This window comes from Pseudomonas sp. CFBP 13719, from assembly GCF_014842095.1.
GTDB lineage: Bacteria > Pseudomonadota > Gammaproteobacteria > Pseudomonadales > Pseudomonadaceae > Aquipseudomonas.
The window spans coordinates 331,467-347,775 of sequence record NZ_JACYVB010000001.1 but is presented as its reverse complement, the minus strand read 5'-3'; the positions used below and the strand labels follow the sequence as shown (position 1 = coordinate 347,775).

The 16,309-nt window shown below is 63.9% G+C and carries 14 protein-coding genes and 2 tRNA genes; 9 read left to right on the top strand and 7 right to left on the bottom strand.

Annotation, left to right across the window (positions count from 1 at the left end; genetic code table 11):
- Window positions 1-202: 202 nt before the first annotated feature.
- The 3 genes from IFT57_RS01740 (at window position 203) to IFT57_RS01730 (ending at window position 4,356) form a co-directional block, all read left to right on the top strand.
- Window positions 203-2,173: a BCCT family transporter gene (locus tag IFT57_RS01740; protein ID WP_192150160.1), complete on the top strand. Its 1,971-nt coding sequence runs from the start codon at window positions 203-205 to the stop codon at window positions 2,171-2,173.
- A gap of 78 nt (window positions 2,174-2,251) precedes the next feature.
- A complete protein-coding gene (locus IFT57_RS01735; RefSeq protein WP_192150158.1) occupies window positions 2,252-2,632 on the top strand; it encodes a RidA family protein in 381 nt (126 codons plus the stop codon).
- 17 nt (window positions 2,633-2,649) lie between these two features.
- On the top strand, window positions 2,650-4,356 hold the full coding sequence (locus IFT57_RS01730) for an amidase (protein ID WP_192150156.1): 1,707 nt from the start codon (window positions 2,650-2,652) through the stop codon (window positions 4,354-4,356).
- A gap of 38 nt (window positions 4,357-4,394) precedes the next feature.
- Here IFT57_RS01730 and IFT57_RS01725 read toward each other — a convergent pair whose 3' ends face one another.
- Both IFT57_RS01725 and IFT57_RS01720 read right to left on the bottom strand, forming a co-directional pair.
- Window positions 4,395-5,321 (bottom strand): DNA-3-methyladenine glycosylase family protein, encoded by a 927-nt coding sequence (locus IFT57_RS01725; protein ID WP_122797437.1) that lies wholly within the window; start codon window positions 5,319-5,321, stop codon window positions 4,395-4,397.
- 694 nt (window positions 5,322-6,015) lie between these two features.
- Window positions 6,016-7,218: an MFS transporter gene (locus IFT57_RS01720; protein ID WP_122800500.1), complete on the bottom strand. Its 1,203-nt coding sequence runs from the start codon at window positions 7,216-7,218 to the stop codon at window positions 6,016-6,018.
- Window positions 7,219-7,326: 108 nt separating this feature from the next.
- Here IFT57_RS01720 and IFT57_RS01715 point away from each other — a divergent pair, with 108 nt between their 5' ends.
- The 4 genes from IFT57_RS01715 to pepN all read left to right on the top strand — a co-directional run bounded on the left by IFT57_RS01715 (window position 7,327) and on the right by pepN (window position 12,120).
- Window positions 7,327-8,250 (top strand): LysR family transcriptional regulator, encoded by a 924-nt coding sequence (locus tag IFT57_RS01715; protein ID WP_192150154.1) that lies wholly within the window; start codon window positions 7,327-7,329, stop codon window positions 8,248-8,250.
- Window positions 8,251-8,332: 82 nt separating this feature from the next.
- A complete protein-coding gene (locus IFT57_RS01710; protein WP_122713040.1) occupies window positions 8,333-8,593 on the top strand; it encodes a YeaC family protein in 261 nt (86 codons plus the stop codon).
- Window positions 8,594-8,619: 26 nt separating this feature from the next.
- Complete coding sequence (locus IFT57_RS01705; protein WP_192150836.1) at window positions 8,620-9,450, top strand: DUF2797 domain-containing protein; 831 nt, start codon at window positions 8,620-8,622, stop codon at window positions 9,448-9,450.
- Window positions 9,451-9,462: 12 nt separating this feature from the next.
- Window positions 9,463-12,120, top strand: a complete 2,658-nt coding sequence (gene pepN, locus IFT57_RS01700) for an aminopeptidase N (RefSeq protein WP_192150152.1) — start codon at window positions 9,463-9,465, stop codon at window positions 12,118-12,120.
- A 159-nt stretch (window positions 12,121-12,279) separates the two neighbouring features.
- Here pepN and sugE read toward each other — a convergent pair whose 3' ends face one another.
- From sugE to rdgC, 3 genes are all read right to left on the bottom strand, one after another.
- Complete coding sequence (gene sugE / locus IFT57_RS01695) at window positions 12,280-12,594, bottom strand: quaternary ammonium compound efflux SMR transporter SugE (RefSeq protein WP_122478945.1); 315 nt, start codon at window positions 12,592-12,594, stop codon at window positions 12,280-12,282.
- A gap of 116 nt (window positions 12,595-12,710) precedes the next feature.
- Entirely contained in the window at window positions 12,711-13,667 is a 957-nt protein-coding gene (locus IFT57_RS01690; RefSeq protein ID WP_122713038.1) for a bile acid:sodium symporter family protein, read from the bottom strand.
- A gap of 192 nt (window positions 13,668-13,859) precedes the next feature.
- On the bottom strand, window positions 13,860-14,780 hold the full coding sequence (gene rdgC, locus IFT57_RS01685; RefSeq protein ID WP_122478941.1) for a recombination-associated protein RdgC: 921 nt from the start codon (window positions 14,778-14,780) through the stop codon (window positions 13,860-13,862).
- 161 nt (window positions 14,781-14,941) lie between these two features.
- Between rdgC and IFT57_RS01680 the strand changes: the two genes are divergently transcribed.
- Together IFT57_RS01680 and IFT57_RS01675 are read left to right on the top strand one after the other, a co-directional pair.
- A tRNA-Val gene (locus IFT57_RS01680) sits at window positions 14,942-15,017 on the top strand.
- Between the two features lie 19 nt (window positions 15,018-15,036).
- Window positions 15,037-15,113, top strand: a tRNA-Asp gene (locus tag IFT57_RS01675).
- Window positions 15,114-15,271: 158 nt separating this feature from the next.
- Here the strand turns inward: IFT57_RS01675 and IFT57_RS01670 are convergent.
- Window positions 15,272-15,712 carry a CBS domain-containing protein gene (locus tag IFT57_RS01670; RefSeq protein ID WP_122797441.1) on the bottom strand — a complete coding sequence of 147 codons (441 nt, stop codon included), beginning with the start codon at window positions 15,710-15,712 and terminating at the stop codon, window positions 15,272-15,274.
- 144 nt (window positions 15,713-15,856) lie between these two features.
- Window positions 15,857-16,297 carry a hypothetical protein gene (locus IFT57_RS01665; RefSeq protein ID WP_192150150.1) on the bottom strand — a complete coding sequence of 147 codons (441 nt, stop codon included), beginning with the start codon at window positions 16,295-16,297 and terminating at the stop codon, window positions 15,857-15,859.
- Window positions 16,298-16,309: the final 12 nt, after the last annotated feature.

Here is a 16,309-nt window from a genome sequence, read left to right as displayed (position 1 = left end):
GCGTCGTCGAGAACGCCTGTTCTGAGATAGACACGGAGGCCAGAACAACGTTGCCCAAGTGCCCTGATGAATATGTTTGCAAATACATCAGCCGCAAACGGATGACTGATTTCCCCATCTGCTAAACCTCGAGGGCCTGGTGCGGTCACACCTACACTTTCCACCTCAGGCATGCGCTGCACGTCCCACCAGGAGCTATTCGATGACTGTGAAGTCAGAACCCGTCGAACCCTCGACCTTCAACCCGCCGGTATTCTGGATATCGGCCATCCTGCTGTTGCTGCTGGTGCTGTTCGCCAGCCTGATGCCACAGCAGGCGCAAACGTTCTTCGCCGTGGTGCAGGACTGGATTTTCACCAATGTCAGCTGGTTCTACATTCTCGCCGTGGCAATCATCCTGGGCACCGTGGTGTTCTTGGGCGTCAGCCGCTACGGCGACATCAAACTGGGCCCGGACCACAGCACCCCCGACTACAGCAGCATGACCTGGTTCGCCATGCTCTTCTCGGCAGGCATGGGCATCGGCCTGATGTTCTTCGGCGTCGCCGAGCCGGTCATGCATTTCCTCAATCCGCCCTACGGTGAAGGTGACACCGTTGCCGCCGCGGGCGAGGCGATGAAAATCACCTTTTTCCATTGGGGCCTGCACGCCTGGGCCATCTACGCCATCGTCGCCTTGATCCTGGCCTATTTCAGCTTTCGCCACGGCCTGCCGCTGACCCTGCGTTCAGCGCTTTATCCGCTGATCGGCGAGCGCATCTACGGCCCCATCGGGCACGCCGTGGACATCTTCGCCATCATCGGTACGGTGCTGGGTGTGGCTACTTCGCTGGGCTTCGGCGTGGCGCAGATCAACACCGGCCTCAACGCGCTGTTCGGCGTTCCGGTGTCGATCCCGATCCAGATCGCCCTGATCATCGGCACCACGGCGCTGGCCACTCTTTCGGTGGTGTCGGGGCTGGACAAGGGCATCCGCCGGCTGTCCGAACTCAACCTCGGGCTGGCCGTACTGCTGATGGCCATGGTGATGATTCTCGGCCCCACCGTGCTGATCCTGCAGACCTTCGTGCAGAACACTGGCGGGTACCTGAGCGAGATCGTCAGCCGCACGCTCAACCTCAACGCCTACCAGCCCACTGACTGGATCGGCGGCTGGACCCTGTTCTACTGGGGCTGGTGGCTGGCGTGGTCGCCGTTCGTGGGGCTGTTCATCGCGCGCATCTCGCGCGGCCGTACCATCCGTGAATTCGTGACCGGCGTACTGCTGGTGCCCACCGCGTTCACCCTGTTGTGGATGACCGTGTTCGGCAACACCGCGATCCACATGATTCTCGACCAGGGCATGGTTGACCTGGGTATTGCGGTGGACAAGGACACCTCGTTGGCGCTGTTCGCGTTTCTCCAGCACTTCCCGTTTTCCGGGGTGATCAGCGCGCTGGCGATCATCATGGTGGTGGTGTTCTTCGTGACGTCCGCGGATTCCGGCGCCATGGTGGTGGACATGCTTGCGTCCGGCGGCTCGGAGAACACCCCCGTGCGCCAGCGCATCTTCTGGGCCTCGAGCATGGGTCTGGTGGCGATCGCGCTGCTGCTCGCCGACGGCCTCAAGGCCTTGCAGACCGCGACCATCGCCAGCGCGCTGCCCTTTACCCTGGCGCTGTTGCTGAGCATGCGCGGCCTGCTCAAGGCGCTCAAACTCGACGCTACCAAGCGTGACCTGCGTCACCAGGCACTGGCCATCTCGCCAAGCACGCCTCGGACCGGCGGCACCTGGCAGCGCCGCTTGCGTACCTTGGCGATGTTTCCACGGCGTGCTCACGTGGTTCGTTTCATCGAGGACGTGGCGCGTCCGGCGTGCCTTGGCGTCGCCGAGGAGTGGCGCCTGCAGGGTTACGACTGCACCGTGGAAGACGGCGAGGAGGGCGGGGTGCGCCTGAGTGTCGGCCCCACCGACACCGCCTTCATCTACGAGATCAGGCCCCATGCCTATGCCACTCCCAGCTTCGTCATGAGCGGGCCGCCGGGCGAAGAGCGCAAGTACTTCCGCGCTGAAGTGCACCTGCGCGAGGGTGGCCAGGATCACGACGTGATGGGCTGGTCCCGTGACGAGGTGATCGGCGACATTCTCGATCACTACGAGCGGCACATGCACTTCCTGCACCTGGTGGGTTGAGCTTCACGCCGTTTCATTTTGCAATGGCCGGGCGGTAACATGCCGGCCATTGCCAATCACTGATTTGAGGAACATTCCATGGCCCATGACGACATCACGTTCCTTCCGGACCCCGACCCCGAGTCGATTTCCTCGGACGTCGCAGGTTTCGGCGGCCTGCTGGTGACCACCCAGATCCCGACCCGCGCCGACGGCAGCCTGGAGCTGGGCAGCATCACCGAGCAAAGCGAGTGCACGCTGCAGGCGCTGAAAGTGGCATTGGAAGCAGCGGGCAGTTCGCTCGATCGTGTGCTGCACCTGACCATCTACCTGACCGACATGGCTGATCGTCCCGCCTTCAACGAGGTCTACCAGCGCTTCTTCGCCAAGCCCTGGCCGGTGCGCGCGGCGGTGGGCATCACCGCACTCGCTGCCCCAGGCATGCGCGTGGAAGTCACCGCTATGGCGGCCAAGGGCTGATCGCGCAGGAGAGCAGCATGATCGAAGTCACCGAGGTTTCCATCGCGCAACTGCGCGCCGCGCTGGAAAGCGGCCAGACCACCGCAGTCGAGCTGGTCCAGGCCTACCTGGAGCGCATTGCCGCCTACGACGGCGCCGACACGCCCACCGCGCTGAACGCGCTGGTGGTGCCGAACCCCGCGGCGCTGGCCGAAGCCCATGCGGCCGATGCGCGCCGCGCCAGTGGCCAGTCACTGGGGCCGCTCGATGGCATCCCCTACACCGCCAAGGACAGCTACCTGGTCAAGGGGCTGACCGCCGCTTCCGGCAGCCCGGCCTTCGCCGGGCTGGTGGCGCAGCGCGATGCCTTCACCGTCGAGCGTCTGCGCGCGGCCGGGGCGATCTGCCTGGGCAAGACCAACATGCCGCCGATGGCCAATGGTGGCATGCAGCGCGGCGTCTACGGACGCGCCGAAAGCCCGTACAACGCCGACTTTCTCACGGCGCCTTTTGCGTCCGGCTCGTCGAATGGCGCCGGTACCGCAACTGCCGCCAGTTTCGCTGCCTTCGGCCTGGCCGAAGAAACCTGGTCCAGCGGGCGAGGTCCGGCGTCCAACAACGGCCTGTGCGCTTACACGCCCTCGCGCGGGATCATCTCGGTGCGAGGCAACTGGCCGCTGACGCCGACCATGGACGTGGTCGTGCCATTTGCTCGCACCATGGCCGATCTGCTGGAAATCCTCGATGTGGTGGTTGCCGACGACCCCGACACGCGTGGCGATCTGTGGCGCCTGCAACCCTGGGTGCCGATACCCAAGGTCGCCAGCGTGCGCCCGGCGTCCTACCTGGAACTGGCCGCGCCTGCGCAGGCACTGGCGGGCAAGCGTTTTGGAGTTCCGCGCATGTACATCAATGCCGACCCGCTGGCAGGCACGGCGGCGCAGCCGGGCATCGGCGGCCCAACCGGGCAGCGCATCCACACCCGTGCTTCGGTGATCGAACTGTGGCAGCAGGCACGGCGTGCCCTCGAGGCGGCTGGCGCCGAAGTCGTGGAAGTGGACTTTCCCCTGGTGTCCAATTGCGAAGGCGACCGACCGGGTGCGCCGACCGTGTTCAACCGCGGCATCGTCGACCCGGCGTTCCTCCACCATGAGCTGTGGGACCTCACGGCCTGGGCGTTCGACGATTTCCTGCGCGCCAATGGCGACCCGGCGCTCAACCGCCTGGTGGACGTCGATGGGCCGCTGATCTTTCCACACGACCCCGGCACGCTGCCCAACCGCGAAGGCGACCTGGCCGCCGGCATGGACGAGTACGTGAAGATGGCCGAGCGGGGCATCACCCCGTGGGACCGGATCGACACCCTGGCCGACGGCCTGCGTGCACTGGAGCACACCCGCAAGATCGACCTGGAAGACTGGTTGCAGGCACTGCAGCTGGATGCCGTGGTGTTCCCAACCGTCGCCGATGTGGCGCCGGCCAATGCCGACGTCGACCCGGCCGCGGCGGACATCGCCTGGAGCAATGGTGTGTGGGTGGCCAACGGCAATCTGGCGATCCGCCATTTGGGCGTCCCTACCGTGACCGTGCCGATGGGCCTGATGGCTGACATCGGCATGCCGGTGGGGCTCACGTTCGCCGGCCGCGCCTACGACGACACGCAACTGCTGCGTTTCGCTGCGGCGTTCGAGGCCACCGGCCAGCGCCGCGTGATCCCGCCCCGCACGCCACCCCTGCAGCGCTAGGCGCATGTACGACACCGGGGCGTCATGGCGCCCCGGTGTCAGCCGCCGCGCTGGCCATCGGTGCGGTCCATGAGCTCGTTCCAGATGTACATGACGGCGTAGGCACGCCATGGCCGCCAGTCTTCGCTGCGCAGCCGTTGATGACCGGGCTTGAGCAACTCGGGGTGCGCGCGCGTGATCTCCTGCATGATCACCAGATCGCTGCCCGGCCAGGCATCGGCATCGCGCCAGGCACGCATCGCCACGTATTCGACCGTCCACGGACCAATGCCCGGCAGTGCCAGCAGGCCCTGGCGCAAGGGCGTCAGGTCGGTACGCGCGTGTTCATCGACGAACGCTTCGATCTGCAGTTGTTCACTGGCGACCGCGGCGGCGAAGTTCTGCAATGCCGCCACTCGCTTGCCTGGCATGCCGATCCGCTCGAGGTCGACTGCGGCGAGGGCGGCCGGGGTGGGGAACTGCCATGCGACCTGAGGGTGCTGCGCCTGCGCCACCGGCCGCCCGGCACGCTCGGCCAGACGCCCGGCAATGGTGGTGGCCGCCTTGACGCTGACTTGCTGGCCGACGATGGTGCGCACGATCAGCTCGAAAGTCGACCAGGTGCCAGGCACACGCAGTCCCGGCGTCTGCAGCAGCAGACGGCCTAGCCAGGGGTCACTGTCCAGGGCCGCGTGCAACTGCCGAGGATCGAGATCCAGATCGAACATGCGCCGCAGGCGTGGCACCAGAGCGGGCAGGTGAACGCCGGCCGGGCCTTCGATACGCGCGATCAGACAGTCACGGGTCGGGTCCTGGCGGACACTGAGCAGGCCTTCGTCACCCCGCCATTCGACGGTGCGCAGGTACACGCCGTCGATGACGGTCTCGACCAGGGCACTGGAGCGCCCGCCGAAGAACCTGAGCAGGCGCTGCCAGTCGAAGGGCGGCTGGTAGAACAACTCGATGTCGGTACTGAGTGAGGGCATGGTAAAAACTCCTTGCCGGTTCAGACCGTGCATCCCGCCACTTTGCTGCATCCACCGCCGACGCGGCTCGCGCCGCTGCTACAGTCAATTCCCGTCGAGGCGGCTTGGCGCATTCCCCTGTAGCAGCGGCGCAAGCCGCGTCCGGCCTCACCGCGTTCATCCAGACACACCGCCTCAACCGCCGACGCGGCTTGCGCCGCTGCTACATTCAATCCCCGCCGACCTGTAGCAGCGGCGCAAGCCGCGTCCGGCCTCACCGCGTTCATCCAGACATACCGCTCAGCCCCCGACGCGGCTCGCGCCGCTGCTACAGACAATTCCCGTCGAGGCGGCTTGGCGCATTCCCCTGTAGCAGCGGCGCAAGCCGCGTCCGGCCTCACCGCGTTCATCCAGACACACCGCCTTGCCCGCCGACGCGGCTCGCGCCGCTGCTACATTCAATCGCCGTTAAGGCGGCATGCCGCATTCCCCTGTAGCAGCGGCGCAAGCCGCGTCCGGCCTCACCGCGTTCATCCAGACACACCGCCTTGCCCGCCGACGCGGCTCGCGCCGCTGCTACAGACAATTCCCGTCGAGGCGGCTTGGCGCATTCCCCTGTAGCAGCGGCGCAAGCCGCGTCCGGCCTCACCGCGTTCATCCAGACACACCGCCTTGCCCGCCGACGCGGCTTGCGCCGCTGCTACAGACCATCCGATTACTTGGCTGCTGCCGGGCGCTTGATCATCAGCAGGGCTACGATCAGCGCCAGCACCGCCACGCCGGTGGCCAGCAGGCCGAGGGATTCCAGGCCGAATTGACGAATGCCCAGGCCACCGAAAATCGCGCCCAGACCAATGCCGGCATTGGCCGCCGAGATGTTCAGCGACGCCGCCAGGGCCTGGGCCTTGGCGCCAGCCTGCATGACGCGTACCTGGCAGATCGGAAACAGCGCCGTATAGGCAATGCCCCAGGCAATCAGCGCCGCGATCAGCCAGGCTCGCTGCTCGGCGAACGCCACGGCAGCGGTCATGCCCGCGCCCAGCACCAGCAAAAACACCACCATCGCGCCCAGCGGACGCCGGTCGACCATGCTGCCACCCAGATGATTACCCAGCATACCGACTGCGCCGAAGCCCATCAGCCACCAGCCGACCTGACCCGCTGGCACGCCACCCAGGCGCTCGAGGATGTCGGCCAGGTAGGTGTAGGCAGTGAACATGGCGGTAAAGGTCAGCACCGACAGCAATACATGGGCCAGGAAACGCGGCTGACGCAGGATCGCCGTCTGCTTCTCGCCGACCGCGGCGGCGGGCGAGCCGGGCAGTTTCGGCATCACCAAGTGCATCAGCACGCCGATCAGCAGCGACACCGCGGCCAGCACCCAGAAGCTCCCGCGCCAGCCGATCAGGTCGGCGGCCACGGTGCCCAGCGGGACACCAAACACCAACGCTGCGGAAATGCCCAGATATACCTTGGCCACAGCCTTGCCCGATTGCCCAGGCGCAGCCAGTTGCCCTGCGGTTTCACTGGCGGTGCCCCAGAATACTGGCAACGCCAGGGCTGGAATGAAGCGCGCGATGGCCAGCACCCAGATATTGGTGGACACCGCCGCCAGCACGTTGGACGCTGCGAACACCAGCAGAATCAGGGTGAACAGCTTCTTGCGCTCGACGTGCGCCAGGCGCGCCGTCAGATACGGTCCGAACAGCATCACGGTGAATGCGAACAGGGTCACCACCTGACCGGCCAGGGCAATGGAAATGTCCAGGTCCCGCGCCAGGCTCGGCAACAAACCAACGATCAGGAACTCGGTGGTCACGATGATGAAGGCCGCTACGGCCATGATCAGGATCTGCACGCCGGAAGCGCTGCTGCGCGAGGCAGACGGCGCGGCTTCGGCGATTGAGGAAGAAGACATCGAACTTAACTCCGGAAAGATTTTGTAATAGCCTATTGGGGAAGCGCTGGAAAATCCCGGCCATTAATTACCTTGTGAATTGAACTGAATTCACCAATCGGAGGTGCAATGTTTTCCTCGGAGCGCCTCAAGGGCATCGACGTCTTCGTCAGCGTCGCCGACCTGGGCAGTTTCACCGCCGCCGCCGAACGCCTGAACCTCAGCAACTCGGCGGTCAGCAAGGGGGTCGCGCGCCTGGAAGCGCGGCTCGGCGTACGGCTGTTCCAGCGCACCACGCGGCGCCTGGCGCTGACCGAGGCAGGGCAGACGTTCTACCGCACCTGCACCAGCGTACTGGCCGACCTCGAAGAGGTCGAACTGGCCATGAGCGCCGAGCAGCGCGAACCCCATGGCCACCTGCGCATCGACCTGCCTGCGTCCTACGGCCGATTGCACGTGCTGCCACTGATTCTCGAGTTCGCTGCCCGGCATCCCCGGTTGCAACCCCACGTGTCGTTCTCGGACCGCTTCGTCGACCCTGTCCAGGAAGGCATCGACATCGTCGTGCGCATCGGAGGTTCGGACGCCTGGCCGAGCAACGTCGGGCGGCGCTTCCTGGGGCGCCAGCGGCTGGTGTTCTGCGCAGCACCCGCCTACCTGCACGAGCACGGTACGCCACAGGGCGAGCGCGAGCTGGAACAACACCGCTGCGTCGGCTATGGGCAGACCGATGGCACTGTCTATCCGTGGTACTTCAAGGGCCGCCAGGCCGGCGACATGGAGCGGCGGACCATTCATCCGCACGTGGCCGTTGGCGACGGCGAAGGGCAGGTGATGGCCGTGCTTGCCGGGCAGGGCATCGCCCAGCTGCCGACCTGGCTGATCCAGCGACACCTGGACAGCGGCGCCCTGGTCGAAGTGCTCGCGCCATTGGCCACCGACGGCCTGGCAATGAACCTGGTGTGGCTGAAAAGCCGTGAAGCCCTGCCCAAGGTGCATGCCCTGCTGGAGTTCCTCACCGCGCGACTGACCCCGACCGGCTCGGTTGCCTAGTGGTCTATGGCCCAGGGCCGGGATTTCGCTTTACGCACTCGGCACACCGTTTAAAATGCCAGCATCCATTGGAGGCCTCCGCATGTCGTCATTCGCCCACATGATCGAAAACATCACCCCTGATATCTACGAAAGCCTCAAGCTGGCCGTCGAAATCGGCAAATGGTCCGACGGCCGCAAGCTGACCGCCGAGCAGAAGGAACTGACCCTGCAGGCCATCATCGCCTGGGAAGTGAAGAACCTGCCCGAAGACCAGCGCACCGGTTACATGGGCCCGCAGGAGTGCGCCTCGAAGTCCGCGCCGATCGAAAACATCCTGTTCAAGTCGGATTCGATCCATTGACCTGCGATCTCTTTGCGCAAGACACCCTGCAGGAGCTCGGTCGCGGTGCGGCCAGCAAGATGTCCGCACAGCTGGAGGCGCCGGTCGTGCAATACCAGCTGCTTCTGGGCGATACGCGGATTGCCGTCAATCCGTTGATCGGCAGCAAGCTGCGCCTGGAGTTTCTCGGCGCCATCCACTGCGTGAACTGCGGCCGCAAGACCAAGACCAGTTTCAGCCAAGGCTACTGCTACCCCTGCATGACCAAGCTGGCCCAGTGCGACGTGTGCATCATGGCTCCGGAAAAATGCCACTACGACGCCGGGACCTGCCGCGATCCGTCCTGGGGCGAGCAGTTCTGCATGACCGATCATGTGGTCTATCTGGCCAACTCTTCAGGGGTCAAGGTCGGCATCACCCGGGCCAGCCAGCTGCCTACCCGCTGGCTCGACCAAGGCGCCAGCCAGGCACTGCCGATCATGCGTGTGGCGACCCGCCAGCAATCCGGGCTGGTCGAAGATCTGTTCCGCTCGCAGGTCGCGGACCGCACAAACTGGCGCGCGCTGCTCAAGGGTGACGCCCCGGCGGTGGATCTGGTGGCCATCCGTGAGCAGTTGTTCGACAGCTGCGCGGCGGGTATCCACATGCTGCAGGATCGCTTCGGCCTGCAGGCCATCCAGGCCTTGAACGATGTCGAGCCCATCGAGATCCGCTACCCGGTACACACTTACCCGAGCAAGATCGCCAGCTTCAACCTGGACAAGAACCCGATTGCCGAAGGCACGTTGCTGGGCGTCAAGGGTCAATACCTGATCTTCGATTCCGGCGTCATCAATATTCGCAAGTACACGGCTTACCAATTGGCCGTGCATCAGTAGAAGGGTTTTCGCATGCGTACCGAACAACCGAAAATGATCTACCTGAAAGACTATCAGGCGCCCGATTATCTGATCGACGAGACGCACCTGACCTTTGAGTTGTTCGACGATCACAGCCTGGTCCACGCGCAGCTGGTCATGCGCCGCAACCCGGCGCGCGGGGCTGGGCTGCCGCCGCTGGTGCTCGACGGCGAGTTGATGGAGCTGCTCGGCGTCAAACTCGACGACAGCGACCTGAATGCTGCCGACTACCTGCTGACGGCCGAAAGCCTGACCCTGCAGCCGCGCAGCGAGGCGTTCACCGTCGACACCAGCGTGCGCATCCACCCCGAAACCAACACCGCACTGGAAGGGCTGTACAAGTCCACGGGCATGTTCTGCACCCAGTGCGAAGCCGAAGGCTTCCGCAAGATCACCTACTACCTCGACCGTCCCGACGTGATGAGCCGCTTCACCACCACGTTGATCGCCGACCAGCAGCAGTACCCGATCCTGCTGTCCAACGGCAACCCGGTCGGCAACGGCCCCCAGGAAGATGGCCGCCACTGGGCCACCTGGGAAGACCCGTTCGTGAAACCGGCCTACCTGTTCGCGCTGGTGGCCGGTGACCTGTGGTGCGTGGAAGACAGCTTCACCACGGTCAGTGGTCGCGATGTGGCGCTGCGCATCTATGTCGAGCCGGAGAACATCGACAAGTGCGCCCACGCCATGACCAGCCTGAAGAAGTCCATGCGCTGGGACGAAGAAGCCTACGGCCGTGAGTACGACCTGGACATCTTCATGATCGTCGCGGTCAACGACTTCAACATGGGCGCCATGGAAAACAAGGGCCTGAACATCTTCAACTCCAGCGCCGTGCTGGCCCGCGCGGAAACCGCCACCGACGCCGCCCACCAGCGGGTCGAGGCGATCGTCGCCCACGAGTATTTCCACAACTGGTCGGGCAACCGGGTGACCTGCCGCGACTGGTTCCAGTTGTCGCTCAAGGAAGGCTTCACCGTCTACCGCGATGCAGGCTTCAGCGCCGACATGCATTCGCCGACCGTCAAGCGCATCCAGGACGTCGCCTACCTGCGCACCCACCAGTTCGCCGAAGATGCCGGCCCGATGGCCCACGCGGTACGCCCCGACAGCTTCATCGAGATCTCCAACTTCTACACCTTGACCGTGTACGAGAAGGGCTCGGAAGTGGTCGGCATGCTGCACACCCTGCTGGGCGCCGAAGGCTTCCGCAAGGGCAGCGACCTGTACTTCGAGCGTCACGATGGCCAGGCCGTGACCTGCGACGACTTCATCAGCGCGATGGAAGACGCCAACGGTGTCGAGCTCAAGCAGTTCAAGCGCTGGTACAGCCAGGCGGGCACGCCGCGCCTTCAGGTCAGCGAACACTACGATGCGCAAGCTCGCACCTACAGCTTGACCCTGCGCCAGAGCTGCCCCGAGACCCCGGACAAGGTCGAGAAGCTGCCATTCGTGATTCCCGTTGCGCTGGGCCTGCTGGACGCCAGTGGCCGCGAGCTGCCATTGCGTTTGCGCGACGAGGCCGCGGCGGTCGGTACCAGCCGTGTGCTGGCGGTGACCGAGGCCGAACAGACCTTCACCTTCGTCGACATCGCCGAGCAACCGCTGCCGTCGCTGCTGCGCGGTTTCAGTGCGCCGGTCAAACTGATCTTCCCGTATACCCGTGACCAGTTGATGTTCCTCATGCAGCACGACAGCGACGGCTTCAACCGCTGGGATGCCGGCCAGCAGCTGTCGGTGCAGGTGCTGCAGGAAATGATTGGCCAGTACCAGCGCGGCGAGCCGTTGTCGATGGATTCACGCCTGCTCACGGCGTTGGCCAGTGTGCTGGAAGACACCGAACTGGATCAGGCGATGGTGGCAGAGATGCTGTCGCTGCCCAGCGAGGCCTACCTGGCCGAGATCAGCGAAGTGGCCGATGTCGACGCCATCCATGCCGCCCGCGAATTCGCCCGCAAGCAGCTGGCCGATGGTCTGTTCGATGGGTTGTGGGCGCGCTACCAAGCCAATCGCGAGGTCTCCAGGGCTACTGCGTACGTGGCCGAGAAAGAGCATTTCGCCCGCCGCGCGCTGCAGAACATCGCGTTGTCCTACCTGATGCTCAGCGGACGTCCCGAAGTGCTCGCCGCTACCCTCGAACAATATGATGCCTGCGACAACATGACCGAGCGCCTGACGGCCCTGGCGGTGTTGGTCAACTCGCCATTCGAGACGGAGAAGGCCAAGGCCTTGCAGGCATTCGCCGAGCATTTCAAGGACAACCCGTTGGTCATGGATCAGTGGTTCAGTGTCCAGGCGGCAAGCGGTTTGCCGGGTGGGTTGGCACGGGTCAAGGCGCTGATGCAGCATCCGGCATTCACCTTGAAGAACCCGAACAAGGTCCGTGCGCTGATCGGTGCGTTCGCCGGTCAGAATCTGATCAACTTCCATGCGGCCGACGGCTCGGGCTACCGCTTCCTGGCCGATCTGGTGATCGAGCTCAATGCCCTGAACCCGCAGATCGCATCGCGCCAACTGTCGCCGCTGACCCGCTGGAGAAAGTACGACAGCGCCCGTCAGGCACTGATGAAAGCCGAACTGGAGCGCATCCCCGCCTCAGGCCCGCTGTCCAGCGACGTCTACGAAGTAGTCAGCAAAAGCCTCGCGTAACCCGCGTGACAGCGGCGCTCCCGGACGCGGCTTGCGCCGCTGCTACAGACAACTCAATCCCTGTAGCAGCGGCGCAAGCCGCGTCGGCGGCACCCACGGTATGTCAGACTCGGACAGCACACCGTAGACCGGGACGCGGCTCGCGCCGCTGCTACAGGATCAAGTGCTGACCTTCAGCCCCACCAACCCCAGGATGATCAGACCCACACTGACCATCCGCATCAGCGCCATCGACTCGCCGAACAGCACGATACCGGCAATCACCGTACCCACTGCACCGACCCCAGTCCAGATGGCGTAGGCTGTGCCCAAGGGCAGCTCACGCATGGCCAGGCCGAGCAGGCCGAGGCTCGCCGCCATGGCGGCAACGGTCAATACGGTAGGAAGGGGGCGGGTAAAGCCGTCGGTGTACTTCAGGCCAATGGCCCAGCACACTTCGAACAGACCGGCGAAAAACAACAGTAACCAGGACATGGAAAAACCCTCATCGAAGATGGGGTCGTCCCCGTTTGCAGGAAAAGTGGCGCCGGGTCGTCCCGGCGCCGAACACCATGTTGCCCATCCTTGCCCGATGGATCAAGTACGACCGGTCAAGGTTCGGTCTTCAACGCGCCTGGCTCGGTGCCTTCCATGCGCCGGAAATAGGTCGAGAGCAGTGCCCCGGAAATATTGTGCCAGACGCTGAACAAGGCGCTGGGCACCGCCGCCAGCGGTGAGAAGTGAGCACTGGCCAAGGCCGCGCCCAGTCCCGAGTTCTGCATCCCGACTTCCAGGGCCAGGGACTTGCGCTGCGCCAGCGGCAGCTTGAACAGCTTGCCGGTGAAGTAGCCGAGCAGGAAACCGAAACTGTTGTGCAGAATCACCACCGCCATGATCAACAGGCCCGACTCGGCGATGCGTGCCTGGCTGGCCGCAACCACGGCGCAGACGATCAACACGATGCTCACCACCGAGACCAGCGGCAGCACATCGACCGCCAGCTGTACCCGTGCACCGAGCAGCTTCTGCGCAACGACGCCCAGAACGATCGGCAGCATGACCAGTTGCAGGATCGACCAGAACATCTCCATGAACGATACCGGCAGCCAGGCCGAAGCCAACAGCCAGATCAGGGCAGGGGTGAGCAGTGGGGCGAGCAGGGTGGTCACTGCCGCGATCGCCACCGACAGCGCCAGGTCGCCCTTGGCCAGCCAGGTCATCACGTTGGACGAGGTGCCGCTCGGGCAGCAACCGACCAGAATCACGCCGACGGCGATCTCCGGGGGCAGATGGAACACCTGGCACAACAGCCAGGCCACACCTGGCATGATCACGAAGTGCGCAACCACGCCCAGCGCCACGCGCCACGGATGACGCCCGACCTCGGCAAAATCGTCGAGCTTGAGGGTCAGGCCCATGCCGAACATCACCAGACCCAGCAGCGGCACGATCAGCGGCTTGAGGCCGATGAACCATTCAGGCGCCAGAAACGCCAGTATGGCGAACAGCAGAACCCAATAGGCAAACGTATTGCCGACGAAGCGACTCAAAGCGGCCAAGGCGCGCATGGGTTAGTTCCTTCTTATATAGATCATCATATTGGTACCCACGAACCCCCGTAGGAGCGGTCCGTGGCCGCGAAAGCCGCACCACGGTCTACCTGACACACCGCAGCGCCCCTTCGTGGGCAGAGCCCACTCCCACAAAAAACGCGCAATTCCTGTGGGAGCGGGCTCTGCCCGCCAAGGGTACGCTGCCGATCAAATCCCCTGAGGCAGCTCTTCGCCACCCAGGGCCTCGAACAGCACTGGCAGGAACTCACCGAACGTCAGCATCATCAAGGTAAAGCTGGCATCCAGCTGCCCCAGCGCTTCCTCGCCACCGTCCTGCTCGGCTTGATCCTGCAGCAATTCCTCGAACTTCAGGCGCTTGACCACCATCTTGTCATCCAGCACGAACGACAGCTTGTCCTGCCAGGCCAGCGACAGCTGTGTAACCTGCTTGCCGGTGCTCAGGTGCAGCTGGATCTCGTCGCTGGTCAGGTCCTGGCGCTTGCAGCGCACGATACCGCCATCTTCATGGGTGTCGCGCAGCTCGCACTCGTCCAGCACATGGAAGTCATCAGCCGCTTTCTGTGTCTTGACCCACTCGGTCATGGTCGCGGTCGGCGCAACCTTTACGGTCAGCGGGCGCACCGGCAACGAGCCGATCACTTCACGCAGGGTCGACAACAGATCTTCGGCGCGTTTCGGGCTGGCCGAATTGACCAGGATCAAGCCTTGCTTGGGCGCAATGGCGGCGAAGGTCGACGAGCGACGAATGAACGCGCGCGGCAGGAAGGCCTGGATGATCTCGTCCTTGATCTGGTCGCGTTCCTTCTTGTAGACCTTGCGCATCTGCTCGGCCTCGATCTCCTCGACCTTCTCCTTGACCGCGTCACGCACGACACTGCCCGGCAGGATGCGCTCTTCCTTGCGTGCGGCGATCAGCATGAAGTCCTGGCTGACATGCACGAACGGGGCGTCTTCGCCTTTGCCGAACGGCGCCACGAAACCGTAGGTGGTCAGTTCCTGGCTGGCACACGGACGTGCCGGTTTGCTCGCCAGTGCGGTTTCCAAAGCCTCGGCGTCGAAGGGGATATCCTGGGTAAGACGGTAGACAAGCAGGTTTTTGAACCACATGGGGTGAAGCACTCCTCAACATTAGGCAGGCATTATTCTCCGTGTGCGAAGCCGACGCCATCCCTGTGCTAAGTGTTTGGAAGGCCTCGAAAATTTTTTTGAAAAAGTGCTTGCCAGAGTTTGGGTCGCTCCGTAGAATGCGCGCCACACCGAGAGACAAAGGGTGATTAGCTCAGCCGGGAGAGCATCTGCCTTACAAGCAGAGGGTCGGCGGTTCGATCCCGTCATCACCCACCAATCTCTCTCAGTGTTACGCGCAGCGGTAGTTCAGTCGGTTAGAATACCGGCCTGTCACGCCGGGGGTCGCGGGTTCGAGTCCCGTCCGCTGCGCCATTAATTCCGCCTCAGAGCCCTTGAACTCTCTGAAGCAAAAAACAAGCGACCTTCGGGTCGCTTTTTTTCGTCCAGAATTCCTGCCCGCTCCCACAGGATTCGCGCGCACCCCTTCGCGGCCACGGATCGCTCCCACAGGGTTTGCGACGCTAGCTGTTTCATTCGCCCCTGATGTACTGCTGCAACTGCTCGATCAGGCTGGCTTGTTCGGCGATCGCTTCCTTGACCAGGTCGCCGATGGACAGCAGCCCTAGCAGCTGGCCATTGTCGACCACCGGCAGGTGGCGCAAGCGGCCCTCGGTCATCAACGCCATGCAATGATCGATGTTCTGTTGCGGGGTCACGGTGATGACATGAGCGCTCATGATCTCGCTGACCGGCGTGCCAATGGACGAGCGCCCCAGCAGCACCATCTTGCGCGCATAGTCGCGCTCGCTGACGATACCCACCACGCGCCCCTCGACCACCACCGGCAGGGCGCCGACGTTCATCTGCGCCATGAGCTTGAGGGCGTCGAACACCATCTGTTGGGGCTCGATGGTGTGCACCTGCTGGCTGTGCTGCACTTTACTCTTCAACAGTTCCGCGACGGTTTTCATGGGCTATGGCTCCAGGGAAAGACGAGTGCAGCTAAAGCGCCCCCGTGCTCCGTGGCGCCATGTCAATTAGTCCACGTTCGACGCCGTCCGCTGCATCCCCAAAGCGAACACCACATACCCACCTGCGTTATGCGGCTGTCGCATTCAGACCGCTGAAGCGGCCCGGCACTGTCGGCAGACATGCTTGCCGTTGCGGTTGGCCCAGCCCAGCTCGGCAATACGAGCCTCCGCTGCAGGTTTCTGCGCCTTGGTACCGAGCTTGGCGTCCACCGCAAATTCGAAGTCGAGGACCTTGCCGCAGCTGTCGCAATTGACTTTCCACTGATGGATTGCCAGTTCGCCGAACACCGGGCCGGTGGCCACGGCCACCCACTGGCCAGGCGGATTGATCAGATGACGGACCTTCTCCACCACCAGGCGCATGGACAGATCCTTGCTGCCCTTGAGGGTGACCAGCAGGGTATCGGTGTTGTGGATCGAGCCGCCGTTGCCGGTGACCTGGTAACGCCCGGGCATGAGCGCGCGGCACTCGATCAAGGTGTGCTGCGGGTTGAGCAGGCTGAAGCGGAAATCGTGTTCGACCATGGGTCCTCCAAA

Bases quoted from the DNA above. Each gene is read 5' to 3' on its own strand.
- IFT57_RS01740 (WP_192150160.1), top strand. From the start codon at position 203: ATGACTGTGAAGTCAGAACCCGTCGAACCCTCGACCTTCAACCCGCCG.
- IFT57_RS01735 (WP_192150158.1), top strand. From the start codon at position 2,252: ATGGCCCATGACGACATCACGTTCCTTCCGGACCCCGACCCCGAGTCG.
- IFT57_RS01730 (WP_192150156.1), top strand. From the start codon at position 2,650: ATGATCGAAGTCACCGAGGTTTCCATCGCGCAACTGCGCGCCGCGCTG.
- IFT57_RS01725 (WP_122797437.1), bottom strand. From the start codon at position 5,321: ATGCCCTCACTCAGTACCGACATCGAGTTGTTCTACCAGCCGCCCTTC.
- IFT57_RS01720 (WP_122800500.1), bottom strand. From the start codon at position 7,218: ATGTCTTCTTCCTCAATCGCCGAAGCCGCGCCGTCTGCCTCGCGCAGC.
- IFT57_RS01715 (WP_192150154.1), top strand. From the start codon at position 7,327: ATGTTTTCCTCGGAGCGCCTCAAGGGCATCGACGTCTTCGTCAGCGTC.
- IFT57_RS01710 (WP_122713040.1), top strand. From the start codon at position 8,333: ATGTCGTCATTCGCCCACATGATCGAAAACATCACCCCTGATATCTAC.
- pepN (WP_192150152.1), top strand. From the start codon at position 9,463: ATGCGTACCGAACAACCGAAAATGATCTACCTGAAAGACTATCAGGCG.
- sugE (WP_122478945.1), bottom strand. From the start codon at position 12,594: ATGTCCTGGTTACTGTTGTTTTTCGCCGGTCTGTTCGAAGTGTGCTGG.
- IFT57_RS01690 (WP_122713038.1), bottom strand. From the start codon at position 13,667: ATGCGCGCCTTGGCCGCTTTGAGTCGCTTCGTCGGCAATACGTTTGCC.
- rdgC (WP_122478941.1), bottom strand. From the start codon at position 14,780: ATGTGGTTCAAAAACCTGCTTGTCTACCGTCTTACCCAGGATATCCCC.
- IFT57_RS01670 (WP_122797441.1), bottom strand. From the start codon at position 15,712: ATGAAAACCGTCGCGGAACTGTTGAAGAGTAAAGTGCAGCACAGCCAG.
- IFT57_RS01665 (WP_192150150.1), bottom strand. From the start codon at position 16,297: ATGGTCGAACACGATTTCCGCTTCAGCCTGCTCAACCCGCAGCACACC.